We start from the raw sequence: 24,166 nt of genomic DNA, 5'->3' as shown, positions 1-24,166 counted from the left end.
GAGCCTATCCGCCTAGGCTTGGATCCGTGCCCACGGCCACGAGCGACCCCGTTCTCGACGAGCCGACCTGGCGTGCCCGCGCGCAGGCGCACGCCGCCCGGGTCGAGACCTTCGTCGCCCCCCACCTGGCCCGCCGGGACTCCGGGGTCAAGCACCCGGTGCACGACTTCCTCTTCACCTACTACGCCCAGCGGCCCGCCCAGCTGCGGCGCTGGCACCCGGGGTTCGGCGTGGCGCTGCGCGGTGCGGACGAGCACGCGAGCCTGAAGGGCTACCGGCGCGAGGACGACCTCGTCGCGGTCAGCCGGGAGCACGTGGAGGGCCAGCGGGTGCTGCTCGAGACCCTGGCCAGGCTGCTGCGCGCCACCGCGCAGCGGGCCCCGCAGTTCGGCTGCTTCGGGCTGCACGAGTGGGCGATGGTCTACCGGCTCGCCGAGGACGGGACCCGGCACTCCGACTGGCCGCTGCGGCTGGGTCCCGAGGGCACCGACGCGGTCGTCGAGACCCACCGGATCAGCTGCTCGCACTTCGACGCGTTCCGCTTCTTCACCCCGCCGGCGCGCCCCCTGAACCTGCTCCAGCCCGCGCCGCACGACCGCGCCGACCTGGAGCAACCAGGCTGTCTGCACGCCACCATGGACCTCTACAAGCACGCCTTCCGGCTCACCCCGATGATCTGCTCGGACCTGGTGGCCGACTGCTTCGAGCTGGCCCGGGACGTGCGGATCATGGACATGCGCGCAGCGCCGTACGACCTCTCCGGGCTGGAGGTGGACGGCCGGCCGTTCACTCCGGTGCGGATCGAGACGCCCGAGGGCAAGCAGGAGTACGTCGCGGCTCAGCGGTCCTTCAGCGAGCGCGCGGCGCCGCTCCGCGCCCGGCTGCTCGCGGAGTGCGAGCGCCTGCTCGCCGTGGCGTCCGTGCCGGCATGAGTAGTGCGGACTCCCCCGCTGACCACGGGGTCGGGCACTCGGTGCTGCAGGTGCCGGTGCCGGCGCTGGATCCGTGGGTGCGGCGGCGCACGGCGTTCTACGACACTGACTACCTCTCCGACGACCCGGCGTTCACGCACGCGCACATCACCGCGCTGGGACCGTTCCTGCCCCGTCACGACGCCCGGACGGCCGCCCGGGTCGGTGAGGTGGTGGCCCGGTTCGAGCCCTTCGACTTCACCCTGCGCCGACTGGCGACCTTCCCCAACGGCATCGTGCACCTGGTCCCCGAGCCCGCGGAGCCGTTCTCCCGCCTCACCTCGGCGCTCTTCGAGGAGTTCGACCAGTGCCCGCCGTACGGCGGCGCGTTCGGCATCCCGCAGCCGCACCTGACCCTGGACGCGCTGTCCGCAGACGTCACCGAGAACTCCACGCGGAAGTCCCTGGGCGCCGCCCTCCCGGCCCGCTGCCGGGCCGAGCGGCTGGACCTCGCCTGGTACCAGGCGGGCGACTGTCGATTGCTGGACTCCTGGACGCTGGGCTCGGCGCTGGGCCGGACGCTGAGCCAGACGCTGGGCCGGGACCCCGACGCCTCGGCCCCGGCCGCTCAGAACTCGTAGCCGAAGTCCCGGACGGAGGCGGCGAACAGGTCGGCGACCCGCTGCCGGGACTCATCGTCGTAGAGGTCGCGGTAGTCGCGGCGGGGCCGCGCCGATCCCTTGGCCCGGGGCAGCGCCGGCTCCCCGGGCAGCCCCAGGTCCGACCACACCTGGGTCAGCTCCTCGGTGAGCCGCTCGTAGCGCAGCACCCGGTCGACGGCGACTGCGCCGCGGATCCGGTAGATCCGCTGGTTGGCGGCGAGCTTCTCCACCGACTCCTCCCAGACGAACTCCGCGAACGGCGGGGCGGTCCGCGCTCCGGGCCGCTCGCGGAACTTCCAGAAGTAGAGCGAGACCACGGTGTCCCAGGGGTTCCGCTCCACCGCGAACGTGAAGTAGTCGTTCCACACCTGCGCACCAACGACGTTGCGGACCATCTGGGCGCGCATGTGGTTGTAGGCGCGACGCGGCAGCGGCGGTGCGTCGAAGTTCTGCGGCGGTCGTCCACCGGCGGCGGCCCGCAGCTGCTCGTCCTCGGGGCTGATCGCGGTGATCACGTCGTCGGGCCCGCAGATCTTGGACAGCGCGATCTCGACGCTGGTGCCCGCGGTCTTCCGGGTCTTGAGGAAGATGAAGCGGTGCTGGTGCGACACGATCACGGCGGTCACTCTAGCCGCGGCTATCCTGCCCAGGTGCGACGCCGGCCCCCCATCCTCCTGCTGCCCGCCACCGTCCTCGCCCCACGGCCGACTGCCGCGCCGGTGAGGCAACGATGACCGTCGAGGTGCACGAGGACGTCACCTTCCACGGCGACGACTGGTACGGCGACGACCTGGGCGCCACCCGGTTCGTGCGCTGCACCTTCAGCCAGGTGGACCTCAGCGAGGTGCGCACCTCGGGTGCGGTCTTCGAGCACTGCGTCTTCGACGGCTGCCGCTTCAACTCCTCCGTGCACACCGCCTCCGCGTTCGTGGCGTGCGAGCTGCGGCGCTGCAGCCTGTTCGACGTGACTTTCGAGGGGTGCAAGGTGGTCGGCACGACGTTCGCCGAGTGCACCACCCGACCCATGCGGATCCTGGGCGGCCAGTGGCGCGGCTCCTCCTTGCGCGGGGCCAACCTGACCAAGCTGGACCTCTCGGGGCTGGACCTGCGCGAGGCGGATCTCTCCCTGGCCGACCTCAGCGGGACACTGCTGCGCGGCACGCAGCTGGACGGCGCCAACCTGCGTGACGCCAAGCTGGTGGGAGCGGACCTGGTCGGCGCGTCGCTGGACCGGGTCGACCTGGCCGCGGCGCAGCTGCGCGGCACCAGGCTCGACCTCACCGGGGCGGTGCTGCTCGCGGAGCTGCACGGCGCCGTGGTGCACCCGGGCTGACGCGCACCCGGATCCCGTCCAGGAGCAGCGCCAGCGAGTCGGTGAAGTCCGAGCTCTCGCTCGGCGCCAGGTCGATGGCGCCGACGCTGCTGGCCTGGAGCTGGGTCTGCTCCTCGGCCGTGTGGCCGAAGACCAGGTGGAGCAGGGCCCGAGCAGCCGTGGGCACCATCTGGTCCGGCAGCCCGCTGTCGGCCAGCGCCCCGACCATCGCGTCGTACGCCGCACGCGCGCCGAGGCCGAAGGCGTGCACCGTGGCGACCAGCTCCGCGCCGTCACGCCAGGCCAGCATGGCATCGCGCAGCTGCACGCAGACCGCCTGCACCTGGTCGTCCCAGGGCCCCTCGACCGGTGGCCGCAACCCGCGCGCGAGCAGCTCGTCGGCCACGGCGCCCAGCAGCGACTGCTTGTTGGCGAAGTGGTGGTAGAGCGCGCTCGGCTGGACCCCCAGCTCCGAGCCCAGTCGACGCATGGTGAGGTCGGCCAGTCCGTACTGGTCCAGGACCTCGATGGCCCGCTCCACGATGTCGCCGCGGTGGTAGCGCATCTGACCTCCGGTCCGGTGGGGGTGCTCGCCGAGAGCGAGTGTGACGTGGCATACAGCGGTTGACGCACTGTGGGACTCAGCCTAACCTGAACGCCGTTCACCTGACCACCGTTCAGTTCCGCCTGGACGCCCGGCAAGAGAGTCCTCCCATGACCTCCGGCAACCGCCGCTCCAGCACCGACATCGCGCTGATCGCCGGATTCGCGGCGCTCATCTGCGTGTGCGCCATCCTGCCGTCGATCAAGCTGGCGGGACCGGTGCCGATCACCCTCCAGACCTTCGGCGTGCTGCTGGCCGGCGCCGTCCTGGGCGCGCGCCGCGGCTTCCTGGCGGTGTTGCTCTACCTCGCCGTCGGGGCCGCGGGACTGCCGGTGTTCTCCGGTGGCCGAGCGGGCCTGGCCGTCTTCCAGGGCCCGACCGTGGGCTACCTGGTCGGTTTCCCCCTGGCCGCCCTCTGCTGCGGGTTCCTGGTGCAGCGCCTGCCGCGCAAGCAGGTCGCCACCTCCACCCCCCTGCTCTTCGCCGCCGGCCTGGTCAGCAGCGCCCTGTTCATCCACACCCTGGGCATGGCCGGCCTGGTCTGGCGCGCACCGATGAGCTGGTCGGCGGCGTGGGACACCGACAAGATCTTCTGGATCGGCGACGTGCTCAAGAACATCGCGATGGCCCTGGTGGCCACCGCCGTGCACCGCGCGTTCCCCGACCTGCTCGGCACCCGCCGTACCGGCGCCGAGAAGCCACGGGAGACCATCACCGCGTGAGCCGCATCGAGCTGGACCGCGTCGTCGTCACCGCCCCCACCACCGACGGCGACCTGGTCATCGTGCAGGAGACGTCCCTGGTCCTCACCGAGCAGCGCATCGCCCTGATCGGCCCCAACGGGTCGGGCAAGTCGACGCTGGCGCGGCTGCTCAACGGCCTGGTCACCGCCTCGACGGGGCACGTGCGGGTGGGAGACCTCGACGCTGCCACGCAGGGCCGCGAGGTGCGACGCCGCGTGGGCTTCGTGTTCACCGACCCCTCGGCGCAGCTGGTGATGCCCACGGTGCTGGAGGACGTCGCACTGTCGCTGCGCCGTGCCCACAAGGACAAGGACGAGCGCCGCCGCGCCGCGCTGGCCGTGCTGGACTCCTTAGGGATCGCCGAGCTGGCCGACCGCAGCGTGCACGCCCTCTCCGGCGGTCAGCGCCAGCTGCTGGCGATCGCCGGCGTGCTGGCCTGCGACCCCGAGGTCGTCGTCGCCGACGAGCCGACCACCCTGCTGGACCTGGCCAACAGCCGGCTCATCGGGGACCTGCTGCTGGCGCTCCCCCAGCAGCTGGTGCTGCTCACCCACGACCTCGACCTGGCCGCGCGCTGCGACCGGGCCCTGGTGATGTCGCAGGGCCGGGTGGTCTTCGACGGGAGCGCGAGCGACGCGGTGGCGCACTACCGGGCGACAGCATGAGTCAGGGCACCAGCGCCCTGCTGCTGGGCAGCTACCGGCCCGGCCACACCTGGCTGCACCGGCTGCCCGCCGGCGCCAAGCTGGTGGGACTGATGCTGGCCAGCGTCGTGGTGGTGACGCTGCGCGGTCCCGGCACCGCCCTGGGCGCGCTCGCGGTCTCGGTCGCGATCGTCGCCTCCTCCGGCATGGGACTGCGGCTCACGCTCCGCGCCCTGCGCGGCATCGTGCTCGTCGCGCTGCTGCTGGCCGCCTTCGCGGCCTGGCAGCGCAACTGGGCGCTGGCCGTGGAGCAGGTCGCCGACCTCGTCGCGCTGGTCCTGCTCGCCACGGTGCTGACGGCCACCACCGCCGTGGACGCCATCCTGGACGCCATCACCCGCGGCCTGCGCCCCCTGAGCCGCGTCGGGGTGAACCCCGAGCGGGTGGCGCTGGCCTTCAGCCTGGTGCTCCGTGCCATTCCCACCACGATGGAGATCGCCCAGGAGACCAGGGCCGCGGCCCGGGCCCGGGGCCTGGAGCGCGACCCCCGAGCACTGCTGACCCCGATGGTGATCCGCTCCGTCGCCCACGCCCGGCACACCGGGGAGGCACTGCACGCGCGCGGCATCGGCGACGACTGATCCGGACGCCTCACCAGCCCGGAGGCCGACGGTGCGCCCACGGGACGGCGGCCTCGACCTGGGCGGAGACCGCCAGCAGGAGCGCCTCCTCGGCCGGCCGGGCCGCCAGCATCACCCCCACCGGAAGTCCCGTCGACGTCCAGTGCAGGGGCAGCGAGATCGCGGGCATCCCAGTCACGTTCCAGGCCGAGGTCCACGGGGTGAAGGCCTTCTGTGCCGCAAAGTCGGCGGCCGGATCCGCGTCGTCGCGCAGCGCCCCGACCGGCAGCGGGGGTGAGGCCAGAGTCGGGGTGAGCACCAGGTCGTACGGCGCGAGCGCGGTCAGGGCCTGGGCCGCAAGCCGCCGCAGCTGCCCGATGGCCAGCCCGAACTCCGGCCCCGTGACCGCCTGGCCCCGACCGCTGAGCCAGCGGGTCAGCGGGCGCAGCTGCTGCTCCCGGCCGGGAGGCGCGCTGGAGAGGGCGGTGAGCACCGCCCAGCAGGTCTCGAAGACGTCGACCGCGGCGCGGTCCAGCGGCACCGGCACGTCCTCGACCACGTGGCCCAGCGACTCCAGCAGCGCCGAGGCGTCCTCCCAGGCCTGCAGGCACTCGATGTCGACCTCGGTCTCGGCGATGATCGGGGCCGAGAACCGCGCCACGCGCAGGCGTCCCGGAGCGGCGTCGCAGGCCGCCAGGAAGGTGGCGCTCGGCTCGGGAGCCCAGCTGGGATCGCCCACCCGGCGCCCGGCCAGCACGTCGAGCAAGGCGGCCGCGTCCCGCACGGTGCGGGCCAGTGATCCCGCCGTGGCCAGGCCCACCGGGTCGCCGTACATCGGGGCGCCACTGATCCGGCCGCGCGAGGGCTTCAGCCCCACGAGCCCACAGCACGACGCGGGGACCCGGATCGAGCCGCCACCGTCGGACCCCTGGGCCACCGGCACCAGCCCGGCGGCCACCGCGGCCGCCGCGCCACCTGAGGAGCCGCCGGCCATGCGGGTGCGGTCCCACGGGGTCACCGCCGCCGGCAGGCCCTCGGGCTCGGTGTAGCAGGGGGAACCGAACTCCGGCGTGCTGGTCTTGCCCAGCCAGACCATGCCGGCGGCCTCGATGGAGCTGGTGACGTCGTCGGAGGTCTCGGGCACGTGGTCGTGGTAGGCCGCGGACCCGAAGGTCGTGCGCACGCCGGCGGTGGGGTTGAGGTCCTTGATCGCCGTGGGCACCCCGTGCAGCGGAGACCCACCACCGTCCGGGAGCGCCCGGGCGCGGGCGATGGCCAGCTCTGGCACCCGGGTGACGAACGCGCCGACGGTGTCGGCCCGGGCCAGGTAGTGCTCCACGAGCTCGAGGGGCGACACCTCCCCGCGTCGTACCGCAGCGCCCTGCTCGAGGGCGGTCAGGTCGTGCAGCTCGGCCATGCCGGCGACCCTATGCGCGCGAACGCCGGACCAGGACCAGGGCCGCCGCAGCCAGGAGCAGCGCCCCCAGGCCGCCGAGGGTCCACCAGACCACCGGGGCAGGGTCGTCGCTCTCCCCGGCGGCCTGGTTCGAGGTCTGGTCGGGTGTCTGGGACGTTCCCCCGTCCTCGGCAGCCGCGGCTCCCTCACCACCAGGCCCCGCCACGTCTTCGGCGTACTCGGGCTGTCCCTCGACTTCCCCCACCAGCTCGGCGGAGATGGTGACGGGTGCGGCGAACTGAGCGTCCTCCGCGCTGACCGCGCGGGCCATGCCGAGGGCGAAGTACTGGTAGCCGTCCTGGATGACCGTGCGGACGCCGGGCTGAGGTGACTCCACGTTGCGCACCCGGATCGGTGGCACCACGGCGGTCAGCAGGCGTGGCTCGCCACCGTTGTAGAACTCCGAGCTCCTGACGCCCTTGTCGGGCTCGTTGACCTGGGTCAGCCGCTGCCCGAGTCCGGAGTAGGAGTGGAGCGTGGCGTGCGGGCCCTGGAGGCCCACCACCGAGGCTGCCTGCGCGTCGGTGCCCAGGCTGGCGCTGAGCCGGACCGCCTGGCCGTAGCCCGCACGCACCTTGTAGACCAGCACCTCCGAGGGACGGAGCGAGTCCGAGTACGTCGTGCCGGGCAGCAGCTCGGGCGCGTCGTCGAAGCTGACTCCGCCCACCACCGGCTCACGCGGACCTGCCGCGGGGATGTCCACGACGTCGACCCACTCGCCCTCCTCCTCCACCGGACCCGGCAGGGCGTCGGCGTTCTGCACCGCAGGCTGGGTGCTCACCTGCAAGCGGAACTCACCGACCCCCGCCTTGCTGGAGACGGCGGCGAGCAGCTGCGGAGCCTCCGTGCACTCCTCGCTGGTGAGCATGGTCTCGGCGAACGGGTTGAAGGTGACAGCGGTGGAGGTCAGCGGCGTCATCCCGAGGATCTGCAGGGACTGGGCGTAGGAATGGGCGCACCGCTGGCCGTCGGGGGTCAGCAGGGAGACGCTGACCACGGTGTTCCAGTTCTCGTCCCCTCCCGGGGGGCGCACCAAGGCCGAGACCGAGACCCCGCCCCCCTCGGGCCGGTCGACCAGGTAGTAGCGCAGACCCTCCTCGGGCAGGGAGGTGTCGACGTAGGTCCCCGGCTCGATCGGCAGGGCGTCCTGGGGGGTGGTGCCGCCCTCGACGCGCTCCCCCGTCAGCCGGAAGCCACGCAGGTCGCGGACGCTGACCTTGATCAGGCTGTTGGCCAGCTCGTCGGCGGACCCGGCGTCGTAGTAGTCCCCGTTGCCCGCGCGGGCGATGCACTGCAGCGCCTCGCGGGCCTTGCCCGACACATCCAGGCCGACGACGTTGATGGCCAGGTCGATCCCCTGCTGGGCGAGCCGCTCCGCCACCTTGCACGGATCGGGCTGACAGGTCGGCTCCCCGTCGGAGAGGAGCACGATCGTGCGACGCTCGCCCTCAGCCCCGGGGCCCAGGTCCTTGGCCGCCTCGCCCAGAGCGTGACCGATGGGGGTCTCGCCGTATGGCTGGTAGTCGGCGACGGCCGCGGTCAGCGCCCCACGGTCCAACGGACCCACCGGCACGACGTTCTGGCTGTCGGTGCACGCGCCGGGCTTGCTGCGGTCGAAGACCTCGGCGCCGAAGACCCTGATCCCGACCTCGGCGTCCTCCGGAAGCTGCGCCACGACCTGGCCGAGGGCGTCCTTGGCGGCCTGGATCTTCGTGGTGCCGCCCGCCTGCTCCTTCATCGATCCCGAGGAGTCGAGCACCAGCACCATCTTGCCCGGGTCGTCCTCGACCGCCTGCGGCTCATCGGAGACGGCGGTGCTGGACGGTGTCGGAGCGACGGGTGCCGCACCGGCGGTCCCCGGAAGGGTGAGCAGGGTGCCGCCCAGACCGATCAGGAGCAGACCGACGAGCAGCAGAGCGCGTCCCGGGACGACGGTGAGGGTGGATCGCATGCCCCCACCCTTCCCCCGTGCGGCGCGGTTGAATCCCCGACCTCAGTCGGGCGCCCGGTTGAGGAACCAGCGATGGCCGAAGGGGTCGTGGAACACCGCGACTCGCCCCGCGGGGCCAGCGTCCTCGGGACCACGGTCGAGCGTGGCTCCCGCCTCGACGACCTGAGCGCACAGGCCGTCCACATCGTCGACCGCCAAGTGCAGGGAGACCGGGGCACCGCGACGCGGATCCGGGGGCGCGACGCCGGCTGCCTCGAACTCCTCGGCCAACATCCACCGGGCCTGGCCACGGGCCAGCTCGACGTGGCCCACCCGGCCCTCGAAGAGGATCGGCTCGGCTGTGACGGTGGCGCCCAGCGCCGCGACGTACCAGTCGATCGCGGCGCGTCCGTCCTGGACGCAGAGGTACGGCGTGAGCTCGTTCATCCTGTCGAGTCAAGCACGCACCGCGCGGGTGCGACAGGGGCGGCGGCCCTGGTGGCCCTGTCAGTCGCGGTGCTGCCGCCGCAGGCCGAAGGTGAGGCCGTCCACGAGAGCACCCCAGGAGGCCTCGATGACGTTGTGACCAACGCCGACCGTCACCCACGAGGACTCGCCGTCGGTGGTCTCGATCAGCACCCGGGTGATGGCATCGGTCCCGTGACCGGCGTCGAGGATGCGGACCTTGTAGTCGATCAGCTCGAACTTGGCGACCTCCGGGTAGGCCTGCGAGATGGCCGAGCGCAGCGCCTCGTCCAGGGCGTTGACCGGTCCGTTGCCCTCCCCGGTGACCACGAACCGCACCCCGGAGGAGACCAGCTTGACCGTTGCCTCCGAGACCGCCTCCTCGCCGTCGGGGAGCGTCTCGGTGATGACCCGCCACGACTCCACCTCGAAGTAGGAGGGGCGGCGACCCTCCACCTCCTCGACCAGCAACAGCTCGAAGGATGCGTCGGCGGCCTCGAAGGTGTAGCCGGACTGCTCCATCGCCTTGACCCGCTCGGTCACCCGGGTGACGAGCTCGCGGTCACCGGAGAGGTCGAACCCGAGCTCGCGGCCCTTGAGCTCGATCGAGGCCCGCCCGGCCATGTCGGAGACGAGGAGGCGCATGCCGTTGCCCACGCCCGCGGGGTCCATGTGCTGGTAGAGGTCCGGGTCGACCTTGATCGCGCTCGCGTGCAGCCCGGCCTTGTGCGTGAACGCCGAGGTGCCCACGTAGGGCTGGCGGCTGGCGGGCGGGAAGTTGGTCACCTCCGCAACGGCGTGCGCGATCCGGGTCGCCTCGCGCAGCAGACCCTCGGGCAGCACGGGCCGGTCCAGCTTGAGCTGGAGGTTGGCGACCACCGAGATCAGGTCGGCGTTGCCGGTCCGCTCGCCGTAGCCGTTGATGGTGCCCTGCACGTGGCTGGCGCCGGCCTCGACGGCGGCCAGGGTGTTGGCCACCGCGCAGCCGGTGTCGTTGTGGCAGTGGATCCCGACGCGGCCCCCCGTGGTCTCGATGACGTCGTGGACCACGTCGGAGACCCACCCGGGCAGCATCCCGCCGTTGGTGTCGCACAAGGCGGCCACCTCGGCACCGGCCTCGTAGGCGGCGCGCAGCACCTCCAGGGCGTAGGACCGGTTGGCGCGGTAGCCGTCGAAGAAGTGCTCGGCGTCCAGGAAGACCGTCTGTCCCTCGGCGCGCAGGTGGGACACGGTGTCGCGGACCATCGCGAGGTTCTCCTCCAGCGTGGTCCGCAGGGCCAGCTCCACGTGCCGGTCGTGCGACTTGGCCACCAGGGTGACCACGGAGGCGCCCGAGTCGCGCAGCGCCGCGACCATCGGGTCGTCGGCGGCCCGGACGCCGGCGCGGCGGGTCGAGCCGAAGGCGGTGAGCCTCGCGTGGCGCAGGTCCAGCTCGGCCGCGGCCCGTCGGAAGAACTCGGTGTCCTTGGGGTTGGCGCCCGGCCATCCCCCCTCGATGTATCCCACGCCGAGCCCGTCGAGCTGTCGCGCGATGGTCAGCTTGTCAGCCACGGAGAGGTTGAGCCCCTCCTGCTGAGCGCCGTCGCGCAGCGTGGTGTCGTACACGTGGAACGAGCCCTGCAGGTCCATCACGACTTCTCTCGTCTGATCTGTGCAACAAAAAAACCTCCCGTGGCACGGAAGGTTGCGCGTCGAATCTGCCCGACGCGCTAGCGAATGATCCCCTGCATCTGCATGCGGCCCATGGTGCCACGAGCCGCTGCCGGCACCGGCACGATCTCGCGATCCGGCCCCGGTGGGCGAGCCCGGATCACAGCAGGTCGGAGAGGCTGATCTCCTGCCACGGTGCACCCGACCACGGCGCCCAGCTCACCTCGTGCTGCCCGGCCAGCGCCCAGAAGCCGGAGGCGGTCGCCAGCACCACGGCCGCCGCCACCAGCCAGACCACGGGGGTGGCCGCCAGCGGGGCCACGACGCGGCGCACCGGCCGCCGTACCCGACCGCCGCCGGGCCCCAGCCACAGTCCCAGGGCGAAGGCGCCGCCGATCACGCCCAGCGAGGTGCCGGTGGACAGTGCCACCGCGAAGCAGAGCAGCGCGGCGGCGGCCCCGACCCCTGCGGCCCAGAGTCCCAGCAGCAGCGTCCCCGGGATGGAGGCGGCCAGGTGCCAGGGGGCGGCGAGGGTGAGCTGCACGCCGTCGTACCAGCGTCGGCCCCGGAGTCGGCGACGCTCGCCGGCCGCGGAGGCCGCCAGCGAGCCGCTGCGCAGCAGCCACACCACCAGCATCGTCACCGCGAGCGTCACGTACGGCGCCGCGGCGCTGGCGCCGGCTGCTGCGGCGCCGAGCCCAGCGAGCAGGGTCAGCCGGCGGGCACGCTCGCCCAGGCCGGTGTGCTCGGCCACCTCGGGCGTCTGGTCCCAGGGCAGCAGGTCCTCGACCGGCTCATCGCCCTCGCGACGATCAGCCGCGTACGCCCGGTCGTCGTACGCCCGGTCGTCGTAGAGGCCGGCTCGCGAGAGGTCGACGAGGGTCGGGGTCTCGAAGCGGGCGGTCGGCTCTCCGGTCGCGGGCGTCGGCTCGGGTGCCGCCTCGGGCCAGGCCGCTGCGACCAGCGGCGCGGTGAAAAGGTCGTCGACGGGGTCCCAGGGCCCGGCCGGGCGCCGACCCTCCAGCCAGTCGAGCACCTCGCCGAGGACCGGGCGCCGTTCGGGTTCAGGGTCAAGGGCTGCCTGCACCACCTCGCGCAGCCGCGCGGGAAGACCGGAGAGGTCGTGCTCGCCGCGCCGCACCCGGTCCATGATGGCCATCGCCGGACCGCGGCCGAAGGGAGCGCGTCCGGTGCCGGCGAAGGCGATCGTGGCCGCCAGGGAGTGGATGTCGGAGGCTGCGGAGGCGTCCTCGCCGTGCAGGATCTCCGGCGCCAGGTATCCCGGAGTGCCGATCAGCCACCCGGTCTGGGTCAGGCGCGGGTCGTCGGCCACCCGGGCGAGACCGAAGTCGATGAGCACCGGGGCCCGGCCCTCCATGAGCACGTTGGAGGGCTTGACGTCCCGGTGCAGCACCCCCGCGCCGTGGACGTCGCCCAGTGCCTCGACCAGGCAGCGCGCGAACCAGTCGAGGTCGATGCCGGTGATCGGCCCCTCCTGCTGCACCGCGTCGTGCAGAGAGAGCCCGGGCACGTACCGGGTGGCGACGTAGGGGATCTCGCCCCACGGGTCGGCGTCCACGATCTCCGCCACCCGCGGGCTGCGGATCCGCGACAGCGAGGCGACCTCGCGTGCGAGCCGTTCGCGTGCCTCGTGGGCACCCACCACGTGAGGTCGCATCACCTTCAGCGCGACCCGCCGGCCACCGGGGCGCTGGGCCAGGTGGACCACCCCCATGCCGCCCTCCCCGAGCCGGGCGAGCAGCCGGTAGCCGCCGACCCGCACCTCGGACGGCGGGGTCGGATGACTGGGCGACGTGGTCACCCGTCGAGGTTAACCCGCTCGTCGCGGCCGGGTGGCCGCGACGCTCAGAGGACCCGGTGCATCCAGCCGAAGGTGTCGTCGGCGCGTCCGTACTGGATGTCGACCAGGGCCTGCCTGATCCGCATCGTCAGCTCGGTGCTCGGCGGTGCCGCGACGTCCCCGCCGGCGGACTTCAGGGCGCCCACCGGGGTGACCACCGCGGCGGTGCCACAGGCGAAGATCTCCGCGATCTCGCCGGAGGCGATCCCCTCGCGCCACTCCTCGATGGCGACCTTGCGCTCCTCCACCCGGTGCCCGAGCTTGCCGGCGAGCTCGATGATCGAGTCGCGGGTGATGCCCTCCAGGATCGTGCCGCTCAGCTCCGGGGTGACGATGTGCCCGTCGGCGTGGACGAAGTAGAGGTTCATCCCGCCGAGCTCCTCGACGTACCTGCCCTCCTGCGCGTCCAGGAACACCACCTGGTCACAGCCCTTGGCCGTGGCCTCCTGCTGGGCGACGAGCGAGCTCGCGTAGTTGCCACCGGTCTTGGCCGCACCCATCCCCCCGCGCCCGGCGCGGGTGTAGTCCTCGGCGAGCCACAGGGTGACGGGCTTGACCCCGCCCTTGAAGTAGGACCCGGCGGGACTGGCGATCACCATGAACGTGACGTGGCGCGCGGGCCGCACCCCGAGGAACTTCTCGGTGGCGATCATGAACGGACGCACGTAGAGGCTCTTCTCCCCCGTGGCGTCCGGCACCCAGCGCTGGTCGATCTCGATGAGGGCGTCCACGGCGGCGACGAAGTCCTCCACCGGCAGCTCGGGCAGGGCCAGCCGGACGCTGGAGCGCGCCATCCGCAGGGCGTTCTCCTCAGGGCGGAAGGTCCAGACGGACCCGTCGGCGTGCCGGTAGGCCTTCATCCCCTCGAAGGTCTCCTGGGCGTAGTGCAGGACCGCGGTCGCCGGGTCCATCGAGATGGGGCCGTACGCCGTGGTCCGGGCACCGTGCCAGCCGTCCTCCGGCGTCCACTCGACGGTGAACATGTGGTCGGTGAAGTGCTCGCCGAAACCGGGGTCACCGAGGATCGCGGCGAGCCGCGAGTCCTCCACGGGTGTGGTCGAGGGCGTGGTGCTGATCTTCATGCTTCGCACGCTACACGCGCTCGGCGATGGCGTCGCCGACGGCTGCGGTGGTCCGGGTGGCACCCTGGGAACGGCCGGCGATGTCGGCCACCACGGCCTTCTCCACCCGGGCCGCGGCGTCGCCGTGCCCGAGGTGGTCCAGCATCAGCGCCACCGACAGGATGGCGGCCGTGGGGTCTGCCTTCTGCTGCCCCGCGATGTCGGGGGCGGAGCCATGCACCGGCTCGAACATCGACGGCGAGGTGCGGTCGGGGTTGACGTTGCCCGAGGCGGCCAGGCCGATGCCACCGGTGATGGCGGCCGCCAGGTCGGTGATGATGTCGCCGAACAGGTTGTCGGTGACGATCACGTCGAACTGCGACGGGTCGGTCGTCATGTGGATCATCGCCGCGTCGATGTGCATGTAGTTGCGGGTGACCTCGGGGAACTCCTGGCCCACCTGCTCGAAGAGCCGCCACCAGGTCGATCCGGCGTGCACCAGCACGTTGGTCTTGTGCAGCAGCGTCAGGGTGCGCCGGGGCCGCTTCTGCGCCCGCGCGAAGGCGTCGCGGAGCACCCGCTCGACGCCGTAGGCGGTGTTGACGCTGACCTCGGTCGCGACCTCCGCGGGGGTGCCGACCCGGAGCGCGCCCCCGTTGCCGGTGTAGGGACCCTCGGTGCCCTCGCGCACCACGACGAAGTCGACCTCGCCGGGGGCGGCGAGCGGGGAGGGGACGCCGGGGAAGATCCGGGAGGGACGGAGGTTGACGTAGTGGTCCAGCTCGAAGCGCAGCCGCAGCAGCAGCCCGCGCTCCAGGATCCCCGGGGGAAGGTTGGGGTCGTTGGGCTTGCCGCCGACAGCGCCCAGCAGGATCGCGTCGTGGCCCCGGATCTCCTCGAGCACCGAGTCGGGGAGCACCTCGCCGGTCGCGAGGTAGCGCTCGGCGCCCAGGTCGTAGCGGGTGGTCACGAAGGTCTGGGGGGCCACGGCCTCGAGCACCTTGAGCGCCTCGGTCGTGACCTCAGGGCCGATGCCGTCGCCAGGGATGACGGCGAGGTTGGTCGGCGTGGGGAGGGAGGGGTTCATGGGAGCGAGATTAGTTGTCATCGGGACGCTGACCGCCATTGTCTCGGAGGTCAAGCGCCCGTTGCAGCACCTGGTGGTGCTGCTGGCTCTCCGGGTCGTGACGGGCCGGGCCCCACTCTGCGGGGTAGAGGTTGTGCATGTGGCGCTCCTGCGCGGTGTGTGGTGCTGGCGGATGCTGCTCGGGGACGAGTCCCGTGCTCCGCGGCGGCTCCGGAGGCCGAGCCCACGGATCACGTGGGCGGCCTGACCATGACCCAGGCCGGCCCGGGCCCTGGTACGTCCGGGTCTGGCTGGCTGGTCTGGCGGGAGCGGATCGCGCTGTCGTGCCAGGAGGCGGACCGCCGCGGTGCAGTGAAGGACTGCTGGTCGAGGGCCGCGCAACGCCGAACTCCGCGGCGAGGTGGCCCTCTTCAGGCCTCGCCGCGGCAGCCGATGAGTACGAACACGCTCCGCATGATGGCCAGGACGGTACGCCGCCCCGGCGGGCCGGGCCAGCACCTCGTCCCAGATGTCCACATTTCGGGACTGCTTTCCCAAGATGAGAGACTCGAATCATGAGCGCCCCTCCCTACCTCCCCGAGATCGTCGCCCGAGCGTTCGACGTCTCCCGCAAGGCGGGCTACGTGTCGTTCTGCCGCAACGAGACCGGGCGCCTGCTGGCCGCCCTGGCCGCGACCCGGGAGGGCACGATGGCCGAGTTCGGCACCGGCTGCGGGGTGGGCACCGCCTGGCTCCGCTCCGGTGTCCGCACGGACGCCCGCATCCTGACCGCCGAGCTCAACCCCAAGCTCGCCTCTGCCGCCGCCGAGATCTTCACCGACGACCCGTCGGTGGAGGTGTTCGCGGCCGACTGGTCGACCCTGAGCGGCAAGGGTCCGTTCTCGCTGCTCTTCCTGGACTCCGGCGAGCCGGACAGCGTGCGGGTCGACGTGGTCGCCGACCTCGTCGAGCCGGGCGGCATCGTGGTCCTCGACGACTTCACCCCGTGCGAGTCCTGGCCGCCGATCTACCTCGGCCGGGTCGACACCCTGCGCGAGCAGTGGCTGACCGACGAGCGCTTCACCGCCGTCGAGGTGATGATCGCGCCCGACGCGTCCGCCCTGATCGCCACCCGCCGCTGAGAGCCGGGCTCACGGGTCCAGCCGCACGGTGAGCCACGGGAGCGCCAGCTGGGCCAACGGTCCGATGGCGAGCGCGTAGAGCACCGTGCCCAGGCCCAGCACCCCGCCGAGCACCAGGCCGAGGAGCACCACGCTCACCTCGATGCCGGTGCGCACCAGCCGCAAGGACCATCCGGTACGCCGGGCCAGACCGGTCATCAGTCCGTCCCGGGCGCCTCGGCCCAGCTGGGAGCCGATGTAGGCCGCGGTCGCCAGGGCGTTCAGGACGACCCCGGCGAGCAACAGTGCGACGCGAGCCCAGAGCTGGTCGGGCGCGGACAGCACCGCCAGGGTGGCGTCGGCTGCGAGCCCCACCGCCACGGCGTTGGCGAGCGTGCCCAGGCCCGGCACCTCGGCGAGCGGGATCCACAGCAGCAGCACCGCGAAGCTCGTCAGCACCACCATCTGGCCCAGCGTGACGGGCACGTGCCGGACCAGGCCCGAGTGCAGGACGTCCCAGGGCGCCAGACCCAGTCCGGCGCGGACCATCATGGCCAGGGACGCCCCGTAGAGGAACAGGCCCAGGGCCAGCTGTGTCAGGCGCCGGGTCATTCTGCCGGCCCGCAGCTGGTCCAGCGGCCCCAGGTCGTTGCGCAGCTCGGGTCGCCCCGGGATCTCCTCGATGGTCACCGGACCAGCGTCACCCGGATTGGCCTTCTGAAAAAGAGCCAATCGTGAAACGCTGGCCCCATGTCCTCCATCGGGTCCCGCCGGATCGCCGCGCTCGTCGGCGCGTTCGACCGCTCGCCGGCCTACCTGGGCCTGGCCGAGCAGCTGACGCTGCTGATCGGCGACGGACGCATCCCGTTGGCGACCCGGCTGCCCTCGGAGCGCGAGCTGGTGGCCGAGCTGGGCCTGTCCCGCACCACGGTCACGCGCGCGTACGCCGTGCTGCGCGAGGCCGGGTACGCCGAGTCGAGACGGGGGGCCGGCACCTACACCCGGGTCCCCGGTGGCCGCGAGCGCGCCCATGACCGGGCACTGGTGCCCCGACCGGGCGGCGAGACCGACGGCATCGACCTGGACTGCGCCGCCCCGACCGCACCGCCCGGTCTCGCGGCCGCCTACGCGCGGGCCATGCAGGACCTGCCCGCCTACCTCGGCGGCCACGGCTACTTCCCCTCCGGGCTCCCGGTCCTGCAGCGTGCCGTCGCCGCGACGTACGACGCACGCGGCCTGCCGACCGACCCGGAGCAGATCATCGTCACGCCGGGGGCGCTGTCGGCGGCGGCCATCGTCGCGCAGTCCTTCACCGGTCCCCGGGACCGGGTGCTCGTGGAGTCGCCGGTCTACCCCAACTCCACCCAGGCAATCAGGAACGCGGGGGCGCGGCTGCACAGCGCCCCGGTCGACCCCGACGGTTGGGACCTGGACACGATCGGCGCCGAGCTGCGACGGGTCCGGCCCACGCTGGCCTACCTGGTGCCGGACTTCCAGAACCCCACCGGGCTTCTGATGTCAACGCCGCAGCGCGCCACCTACGCCGCCCACCTGGCGGCCGCAGGCACCATCGCCGTGGTCGACGAGGCGCACCAGGCACTGGCCCTGGAGGGGCAGGAGATGCCGTCCCCCTTCGCCGCACTGGCCCCGGGCAGCATCACTCTGGGCAGCGCCAGCAAGACCTTCTGGGGAGGACTGCGGCTCGGCTGGATCCGGGCACCGCACGAGCACCTGGACAGGCTGGTGCAGGGCCGCACCTCGCTGGACCTGGGCTCGCCGGTCCTCGAGCAGCTGGTGCTGACCCACCTCCTCGCGGCGCCGGAGGAGATGCTGGCCTGGCACCGGGCGCGGCTGCGGCGCCAGCGGGACCACCTCGTCTCCGCGCTGCGCACGGCGCTGCCCCAGTGGCGGTTCCGGGTCCCCACGGGCGGCCTCGCCCTGTGGTGCCAGCTGCCGCGTCCGGGGGCGACCGCCCTGGCCGCGGAGGCAGAGACCCTGGGACTCACCGTCTCTCCCGGGCCCGTCTTCGCGGCCGAGGGTGGCCTCGACTCCTACCTCCGCGTCCCGTGGACGGCCGAGCCCGCGGTCCTGGATCGTGCGGTGGGCAGGCTTGCCCTTGCCTGGGAGCAGGTGCAGCGGTACGACGGCCGCCCGCGCGCCCGCGTCAGCGGCGCGCCGGAGGTCCGGCGGATCCGGGTCGCCTGAGCCGGCGTGCCGGTCCCGGTCGAGCCCGGTCGAGCCCGGTCCCGGTCAGCCCAGGTCGACGGCGCGGACGGCCGCGGCGTCGATGGCCGTCTCGATGTCGCTCAGGGTCTCGGCCGGGATGACCGAGTCCACCGAGAGCGCCACCAGGGCGCTGCCGCCCTTGTCCTGCCGGGCGACCTGCATGCCGGCGATGTTGACGCCTGCGTCGCCCAGGATCTGGCCCACGGTGCCGACCATGCCCGGTCGGTCCTCGTAGGTGAAGAAGGCCAGGTGGTCGGTGGGCTCCAGGTCCACGGCGAAGCCGTTGACCTCCACGATCCGCTCCCGCTGGTTGATCCCCACCAGGGTGCCCCCGACCGAGACCTGGGAGCCGTCGGCCAGGGTGCCGCGGATGGTGATCAGGTTGCGGTGGTCGGGACTCTCGGGGTCGGCGACCAGCCGCACCGCGGTGCCGCGCTCGGCTGCCAGGAGCGGCGCGTTCACGTAGGAGACCTGGTGCTCCACGATGTCGGAGAAGACACCCTTGAGCGCGGCCAGCTCCAGGACCTTGACGTCGAACTCGGTGATCTCGCCCCGGACCTCGACGTCGATCTGCTGGGCGACCTCGCCGGCCAAGGCGGTGAACACACGGCCGAGCTTCTCGGTGAGCGGGATGCCTGGACGCACGTCCTCCGCGATCACGCCGCCCTGGACGTTGACCGCGTCCGGCACCAGCTCGCCCGCGAGGGCCAGCCGGACCGACTTCGCCACCGCGATCCCGGCCTTCTCCTGCGCCTCGTCCGTGGAGGCCCCCAGGTGCGGGGTCGCCACCACGTTCTCCAGCTCGAAGAGCGGGGAGTCGGTGCACGGCTCGTGGGCGAAGACGTCGAGGCCCGCGGCCGCGATGACACCGGTCTTGAGCGCGTCGTAGAGGGCCGCCTCGTCGACGATGCCGCCACGGGCGGCGTTGACCAGCACCAGGGAGGGCTTGGCCTTGGCCAGCTCGGGGGCCCCGATGAGCCCCATCGTCTCCGGGGTCCGGGGCAGGTGCACCGACATGAAGTCCGACTCGGCCAGCAGGGTGTCGAGGTCGACCAGGCGCACGCCCATCTGCGCGGCACGGCCGGCCTGGACGTAGGGGTCGTAGGCCACCACCTTCATCCCGAAGGCGCTCAGCCGCTGCGCCACCAGCACCCCGATCCGGCCGAGGCCGACGATGCCGACGGTCTTCTCGTAGAGCTCGACGCCGGTGTACCTGGACCGCTTCCACTCGCCGTTGCGCAGCGCTGCGTGCGCCGGGCTCACGTGGCGGGCCGCCGCCAGCATCAGCGCCACGGCCAGCTCGGCGGCGCTCACGATGTTGGAGGTGGGCGCGTTCACCACCATCACGCCGTTCTGGGTGGCGGCCCTGACGTCCACGTTGTCCAGCCCCACACCCGCGCGGGCCACCACCTTCAGGCCCTTCGCGGCCGCCAGCGCCTCCTCGTCGACCTTGGTGGCCGAGCGGACCAGCAGCGCGTCGACGTCGCCGAGCGCGGCCAGCAGCTCGTCACGGTCGGCGCCGTTGCAGTGCCGGATCTCGAAGTCCGGACCGAGCGCCTCGACGGTCGCGGGGCTGAGCTCTTCGGCGATGAGTACGACGGGGCGTGCGTTGGTCACAGCAGCGGTCCTCGGGGGATCGGGGAGGTGATCGGATCTGAGCCCGCGCACGGATCGATGGTGACGCGGGTCGCACGACGCTGTGCCTCAGCCAGACTAGCCCAAGTCGTGCGGGCTCCGGACAGCGTCCGGCGCCTCGCCGCCCCGACTCAGCGCTCCTGGCGCACCACGGTCCCGCGCCGCGCGAGAAGGGTCACCCCGAAGCCCAGCGCCAGCGCGACGAGCACGCCGAGGTTGGCGAACGCCCACTCCCCCTCCTTGCCACCGAGCCCGAGCGGGCCGAGCAGGTAGCCCTGCCAGTTGTTCCACGACGCGTCGTCGGCGAACGAGTTGATGACCAGGCCCCAGCCGATGACCGAGGCGCCGACCATGGTGGCGATCGAGACCCGGTCGAAGGCGCCGTACCTCCCGGTGGGGTCGAAGAGGGCCTCCTCGTCGTAGTCCTGGCGACGCAGCGCCAGGTCGGCGATGAAGATGCCGGCCCAGGCCGCGAGCGGCACGCCGAGCGTGATCAGGAAGCTCTGGAACGGGTTCAGGAAGCTCTCCGCCACGAAGACCACGTAGATGGTGCCCGCGGTGAGCAGCAGCCCGTCGATGAGAGCCGCTCGGGGCCGGGAGACCCGCACCCCCAGGGAGAGCAGCGTCAGCCCCGAGGAGTAGATGCCGAGCACGGCACCGCTGACCAGCGCCAGGATCGCGGCGAGGAGGAACGGGACCAGGAACCACGTCGGCAGCAGGGTGGCCAGGGTGCCGATCGGGTCGGCGGCGACGCCGTCCAGGACCTCGGTGGAGGACCCGGCCAGGGCCAGCCCGAAGCCGACCAGCAGGACCGGGGCGAGCGCACCGCCGACGGTGTTCCACGCCACGATCGCCGGACCCGACGCGCTGCGCCGCTGGTAGCGCGACCAGTCGGCGGCGATGTTGATCCAGCCCAGCCCGAAACCGGTCATCACCATCACCAGGGCTCCCACCACCTGCTGGGTGGACCCGCCCGGAACCGCACTGACGGCGTCCCAGTCGACCTCGTCCACGGTCAGGGCGATGTAGACCACCGACACGGCGCCGGTGATCCACGTGAGCCAGGACTGCATCCGCATGATGACGTGGTAGCCGGCGACGCTGGCGGAGACGATGAGGGCTGCGACCACGACGGCGGCGACGACCTTGGTCGCCGTGCCCCCGCCCCAGCCCAGGCGGGTGAAGACGGTGGAGGTGGCCAGCACCGCCATGATCGCCAGGAACGTCTCCCAGCCGATCGAGACCAGCCACGAGATCACGCCCGGGAGCTTCTGCCCGGTGACCCCGAAGGCGGCACGGGAGAGCACCATGGTCGGCGCCGATCCTCGCTTGCCGCCGATCGCCACGAGTCCGCACAGCACGAAGGAGGCGATGATGCCGATCACGGCGACCAGCAGGCCCTGGGCGAAGGAGATCCCGAAGTAGAGGATGAACGCCGCGTAGCTGAGTCCGAAGACGCTGACGTTGGCGGCGAACCAGGGCCAGAACAGGTCGGCCGGCCGCGCGGTCCGACTGGCCTCGTCGATGATCTCGATCCCGGTCGTCTCCACCCCGAGGCGGCGCGTCTCGTCCAGCGTCTGCTCGCTCATGGGGCAATGGTGATGCACGCCGCATCCCCGGACCCCGCCAGGGTCCATGTCGGTGCTGCCAGGGTCCGACGACCCGGACCGGATCAGACGGGGCAGCCGTCCGGCCCGCAGACGTCCCCGTCGCCGGTCGAGACCATCTCGAGGCTGGGGTGCCCGTCGCGCCACGCCCGCTGGAGCACCTGGGTGAAGGCCTCGGCGGGCTGGGCTCCGGAGACGCCGTAGGCGGCGTCGACCACGAAGAACGGCACCCCGGTGGCGCCGTACGCCCGGGCCTGGGCGACATCGGCGGCGACCTCGGCGGCGTACCGCTGGGAGGCCAGCACCTCCGCCACGGCGGTGGCGTCCAGGCCCGCGTGGTCCGCGACCTCGGCCAGCACGGTGTGGTCCGCGACGTTCCGGCCCTGCGTGAAGTACGCCGCGAGCAGCGCCTCCTTGAGTCCGCCCTGCAGCTGCGGGCCGCCTTCGTGCAGCGCCAGGTGCAGCAACCGGTGGGCGTCGACAGTGTTGACGTGCAGGGTCTGGTCCAGGCGGTAGACCAGCCCCTCCTCGGCCGCGGCGGCCGACACCTGCTGCTGCATGCCCGCCACCCCCTCGGGGCTCTGGCCGTACTTGCGGGCGAGCATCTGCGTCGAGGTCTCGGTGGCCACCGCGGGGGCACTCGGTTCCAGCTGGTAGGAGCGCCAGACCACCTCCACCTGGTCCGCGTGCTCGAAGGTGCTCAGGGCCGACTCCAGGCGCCGCTTGCCGATGTAGCACCACGGGCAGACGACGTCACTCCAGATCTCGATGCGCATGGCCGTGCCAACCCCGGCCGGGCCGTCTGTGTTCCCGGGGTCGGGTCAGGGCTGTCCCCGATGCCGGCCGGCACCGGGTCGCGGGAGCGTGGACACCATGATCACCATCGACTCCCTCACCAAGCGCTACGGCGACCACACCGCCGTCGACGACGTCACCTTCACCGCGGCTCCGGGCCGGGTGACCGGCTTCCTGGGCCCAAACGGCGCGGGCAAGTCCACGACCATGCGGGTCATGGTCGGCCTCACTCCCCCGACCTCGGGCACTGCGCAGGTCAACGGACGGCGGTTCGCCGACCTGCCGGACCCGGGACGGGAGGTCGGCGTGCTGCTCGACGCCTCCGCCCAGCACGCCGGACGCACGGGACGCGAGATCCTCGCCATCGCCCAGCGCACGATGGGGCTGCCCCGCTCCCGGGTCGAGGAGATGCTCGAGCTGGTCAGCCTCACCGAGACCGAGGCGGGACGGCGGGTGCGCAACTACTCCCTCGGCATGCGCCAGCGCCTCGGCATCGCCACCGCGCTGATCGGGGACCCCGCCGTGCTGATCCTGGACGAGCCGGCCAACGGCCTCGACCCTGCCGGCATCCGGTGGATGCGGGACCTGCTGCGCGGCTACGCCGACCGCGGCGGCACGGTGCTGCTCTCCTCCCACCTGTTGCACGAGATCGAGGTCATCGCCGACGACCTGCTGGTCATCGGCAACGGTCGGCTCGTGGCCCAGGGCACCAAGGCGGAGCTCCTCGCGGCAGCCGGCACCGTGGTCCGGGCTGCGGAGATCGACCGGCTGGGCGCGGCCCTGGCGGTCGACGGGATCGCCACCACCGCGTCCGGCGACGGTGCGCTCCGCACCGACGCGGACGCCTCCGCCGTCGGCCGGGTCGCCCTGGCCGCCGGTGTCGCCCTGACCGAGCTGAGGTCGGCCGACGGGGCCGGCCTGGAGGAGATGTTCCTCGAGCTCACGGCCGGGTCCCAGCGGGACGCCACGATCGAAGGAGCCGCAGCATGAGCGCTGTCCTGGAAGCCACCACCCGCACCTCCCACGCCGCGCCTGTCCCGGCCGGCCCGCCCTCCCGGATCCCGATGCGCCGTCTGTTGTGGGTGGAGCTGACCAAGGTCTTCGACACCCGCTCGGGCTTCTGGCTGATCGCGAGCATCGGGATCACGGCGCTGCTCGCCACCGCTGCGGTGATGGCCTTCGCACCCGAGTCGGACCAGACGTACGAGTCGTTCGCCGCGGCCATCGGGGCGCCGATGTCGGTGATCCTGCCGATGGTGGCGATCCTGGCGGTGACCTCGGAGTGGAGCCAGCGCACGGGGCTCACCACGTTCACCCTGGTGCCGCACCGCGGCCGGGTCCTGCTCGCCAAGGCCGCGGTGGCCGTGGCGATCGGCGTGGCTTCCATGGCCCTCGCCCTGGCCGTGGGGGCGCTGGGGAACCTCGTGGGGGCCGCGGTAGCGGGAGGCCCGACCGTGTGGGACATCCCGGCGGCCAACCTCGCCACCATCGTGCTGGCCAACGTGTTCTGCCTGCTGACGGGCTTCGTCCTGGGCGTGGTCCTCCGCAGCTCGGCTGCGGCGATCGTGGGGTACTTCGTGTTCTCGTTCGTGCTCCCCAACGTGCTGTTCCTGCTGGGCACCGTGCAGGACTGGTTCGCCGACCTCCAGCCGTGGGTGGACTTCTACTTCTCCTACACGACCCTGTTCGAAGGGGTCCCCACCGGCGAGCAGTGGGCGCAGATCGCCACCTCGGGGTCCTTGTGGCTGGTGCTCCCGCTCGCCGTCGGCATCCGGGGCGTGCTCCGGTCCGAGGTGA

The 24,166-nt window shown here is 72.5% G+C and carries 23 protein-coding genes; 10 read left to right on the top strand and 13 right to left on the bottom strand.

All coding sequences use genetic code 11. From position 1 onward, the window contains the following. The first annotated feature begins 26 nt into the window (after positions 1 to 26). A complete protein-coding gene (locus tag C5H89_RS11675) occupies positions 27 to 932 on the top strand; it encodes a 3-methyladenine DNA glycosylase (protein WP_104107199.1) in 906 nt (301 codons plus the stop codon). Continuing rightward, the gene (locus C5H89_RS11670) at positions 929 to 1,552 is read left to right on the top strand and encodes a 2'-5' RNA ligase family protein (protein WP_104107198.1); all 624 of its coding nucleotides are present in this window, start codon (positions 929 to 931) and stop codon (positions 1,550 to 1,552) included. The genes C5H89_RS11675 and C5H89_RS11670 overlap by 4 nt, the downstream gene beginning before the upstream one ends. Here the strand turns inward: C5H89_RS11670 and C5H89_RS11665 are convergent. Further along, positions 1,540 to 2,190 (bottom strand): sulfotransferase family 2 domain-containing protein, encoded by a 651-nt coding sequence (locus tag C5H89_RS11665; RefSeq protein ID WP_162799350.1) that lies wholly within the window; start codon positions 2,188 to 2,190, stop codon positions 1,540 to 1,542. The two genes, C5H89_RS11670 and C5H89_RS11665, sit on opposite strands and share 13 nt — an antisense overlap. A 113-nt stretch (positions 2,191 to 2,303) precedes the next feature. On the opposite strand from C5H89_RS11665, the gene C5H89_RS11660 reads away from it, so the two are divergent. Next, positions 2,304 to 2,906 (top strand): pentapeptide repeat-containing protein, encoded by a 603-nt coding sequence (locus tag C5H89_RS11660; protein WP_104107196.1) that lies wholly within the window; start codon positions 2,304 to 2,306, stop codon positions 2,904 to 2,906. On the opposite strand, the gene C5H89_RS11655 is transcribed toward C5H89_RS11660, so the two are convergent. After that, positions 2,851 to 3,450: a TetR family transcriptional regulator gene (locus tag C5H89_RS11655; protein ID WP_104107195.1), complete on the bottom strand. Its 600-nt coding sequence runs from the start codon at positions 3,448 to 3,450 to the stop codon at positions 2,851 to 2,853. The two genes, C5H89_RS11660 and C5H89_RS11655, sit on opposite strands and share 56 nt — an antisense overlap. A gap of 149 nt (positions 3,451 to 3,599) precedes the next feature. On the opposite strand from C5H89_RS11655, the gene C5H89_RS11650 reads away from it, so the two are divergent. From C5H89_RS11650 to C5H89_RS11640, 3 genes are read left to right on the top strand one after another with little or no spacing between them, the layout of a single operon-like run. Then, positions 3,600 to 4,211 carry a biotin transporter BioY gene (locus C5H89_RS11650; protein ID WP_104107194.1) on the top strand — a complete coding sequence of 204 codons (612 nt, stop codon included), beginning with the start codon at positions 3,600 to 3,602 and terminating at the stop codon, positions 4,209 to 4,211. Next, positions 4,208 to 4,897 carry an ABC transporter ATP-binding protein gene (locus tag C5H89_RS11645; protein ID WP_104107193.1) on the top strand — a complete coding sequence of 230 codons (690 nt, stop codon included), beginning with the start codon at positions 4,208 to 4,210 and terminating at the stop codon, positions 4,895 to 4,897. The genes C5H89_RS11650 and C5H89_RS11645 overlap by 4 nt, the downstream gene beginning before the upstream one ends. Continuing rightward, the gene (locus tag C5H89_RS11640) at positions 4,894 to 5,517 is read left to right on the top strand and encodes an energy-coupling factor transporter transmembrane protein EcfT (RefSeq protein WP_104107192.1); all 624 of its coding nucleotides are present in this window, start codon (positions 4,894 to 4,896) and stop codon (positions 5,515 to 5,517) included. Before C5H89_RS11645 ends, C5H89_RS11640 begins: the two co-directional genes overlap by 4 nt. Before the next feature lie 10 nt (positions 5,518 to 5,527). Here C5H89_RS11640 and C5H89_RS11635 read toward each other — a convergent pair whose 3' ends face one another. From C5H89_RS11635 to C5H89_RS11605, 7 genes are all read right to left on the bottom strand, one after another. Next, positions 5,528 to 6,913 (bottom strand): amidase, encoded by a 1,386-nt coding sequence (locus C5H89_RS11635; protein ID WP_104107191.1) that lies wholly within the window; start codon positions 6,911 to 6,913, stop codon positions 5,528 to 5,530. A 10-nt stretch (positions 6,914 to 6,923) separates the two neighbouring features. Next, positions 6,924 to 8,903: a VWA domain-containing protein gene (locus C5H89_RS11630; protein ID WP_104107190.1), complete on the bottom strand. Its 1,980-nt coding sequence runs from the start codon at positions 8,901 to 8,903 to the stop codon at positions 6,924 to 6,926. 42 nt (positions 8,904 to 8,945) lie between these two features. Next, positions 8,946 to 9,329 (bottom strand): VOC family protein, encoded by a 384-nt coding sequence (locus C5H89_RS11625; protein WP_104107189.1) that lies wholly within the window; start codon positions 9,327 to 9,329, stop codon positions 8,946 to 8,948. 60 nt (positions 9,330 to 9,389) lie between these two features. Further along, positions 9,390 to 10,976 (bottom strand): citramalate synthase, encoded by a 1,587-nt coding sequence (gene cimA / locus C5H89_RS11620; RefSeq protein WP_104107188.1) that lies wholly within the window; start codon positions 10,974 to 10,976, stop codon positions 9,390 to 9,392. A 181-nt stretch (positions 10,977 to 11,157) separates the two neighbouring features. Continuing rightward, positions 11,158 to 12,819 carry a serine/threonine-protein kinase gene (locus tag C5H89_RS11615; protein ID WP_162799349.1) on the bottom strand — a complete coding sequence of 554 codons (1,662 nt, stop codon included), beginning with the start codon at positions 12,817 to 12,819 and terminating at the stop codon, positions 11,158 to 11,160. 44 nt (positions 12,820 to 12,863) lie between these two features. Beyond that, a complete protein-coding gene (locus C5H89_RS11610; protein ID WP_104107186.1) occupies positions 12,864 to 13,940 on the bottom strand; it encodes a branched-chain amino acid aminotransferase in 1,077 nt (358 codons plus the stop codon). Positions 13,941 to 13,950: 10 nt separating this feature from the next. After that, positions 13,951 to 15,006 (bottom strand): 3-isopropylmalate dehydrogenase, encoded by a 1,056-nt coding sequence (locus C5H89_RS11605; protein WP_104107185.1) that lies wholly within the window; start codon positions 15,004 to 15,006, stop codon positions 13,951 to 13,953. A 554-nt stretch (positions 15,007 to 15,560) separates the two neighbouring features. Between C5H89_RS11605 and C5H89_RS11595 the strand changes: the two genes are divergently transcribed. Continuing rightward, a complete protein-coding gene (locus C5H89_RS11595) occupies positions 15,561 to 16,127 on the top strand; it encodes a class I SAM-dependent methyltransferase (RefSeq protein ID WP_101523997.1) in 567 nt (188 codons plus the stop codon). Positions 16,128 to 16,136: 9 nt separating this feature from the next. Here C5H89_RS11595 and C5H89_RS11590 read toward each other — a convergent pair whose 3' ends face one another. Then, the gene (locus C5H89_RS11590) at positions 16,137 to 16,796 is read right to left on the bottom strand and encodes a hypothetical protein (protein ID WP_104107183.1); all 660 of its coding nucleotides are present in this window, start codon (positions 16,794 to 16,796) and stop codon (positions 16,137 to 16,139) included. Between the two features lie 60 nt (positions 16,797 to 16,856). Here C5H89_RS11590 and C5H89_RS11585 point away from each other — a divergent pair, with 60 nt between their 5' ends. Then, on the top strand, positions 16,857 to 18,311 hold the full coding sequence (locus tag C5H89_RS11585) for a PLP-dependent aminotransferase family protein (RefSeq protein ID WP_104107182.1): 1,455 nt from the start codon (positions 16,857 to 16,859) through the stop codon (positions 18,309 to 18,311). Between the two features lie 45 nt (positions 18,312 to 18,356). Here the strand turns inward: C5H89_RS11585 and serA are convergent, their stop codons facing one another. The 3 genes from serA to C5H89_RS11570 form a co-directional block, all read right to left on the bottom strand. Next, a complete protein-coding gene (gene serA, locus C5H89_RS11580) occupies positions 18,357 to 19,949 on the bottom strand; it encodes a phosphoglycerate dehydrogenase (RefSeq protein ID WP_104107181.1) in 1,593 nt (530 codons plus the stop codon). Positions 19,950 to 20,098: 149 nt separating this feature from the next. Further along, positions 20,099 to 21,556: a cytosine permease gene (locus C5H89_RS11575; RefSeq protein WP_104107180.1), complete on the bottom strand. Its 1,458-nt coding sequence runs from the start codon at positions 21,554 to 21,556 to the stop codon at positions 20,099 to 20,101. 83 nt (positions 21,557 to 21,639) lie between these two features. Next, entirely contained in the window at positions 21,640 to 22,350 is a 711-nt protein-coding gene (locus C5H89_RS11570) for a DsbA family oxidoreductase (protein ID WP_104107179.1), read from the bottom strand. A gap of 97 nt (positions 22,351 to 22,447) precedes the next feature. Here C5H89_RS11570 and C5H89_RS11565 point away from each other — a divergent pair, with 97 nt between their 5' ends. Both C5H89_RS11565 and C5H89_RS11560 read left to right on the top strand, forming a co-directional pair. Then, positions 22,448 to 23,359 (top strand): ATP-binding cassette domain-containing protein, encoded by a 912-nt coding sequence (locus tag C5H89_RS11565; RefSeq protein WP_205304996.1) that lies wholly within the window; start codon positions 22,448 to 22,450, stop codon positions 23,357 to 23,359. Beyond that, positions 23,356 to 24,166: ABC transporter permease subunit (locus C5H89_RS11560; RefSeq protein WP_104107177.1), on the top strand; the 811-nt coding region annotated here is incomplete at its 3' end. The genes C5H89_RS11565 and C5H89_RS11560, both read left to right, overlap by 4 nt.

Source organism: Nocardioides sp. 616 (assembly GCF_002930065.1).
GTDB lineage: Bacteria > Actinomycetota > Actinomycetes > Propionibacteriales > Nocardioidaceae > Nocardioides > Nocardioides houyundeii.
This window is presented reverse-complemented; position numbering and strand designations above follow the sequence as displayed.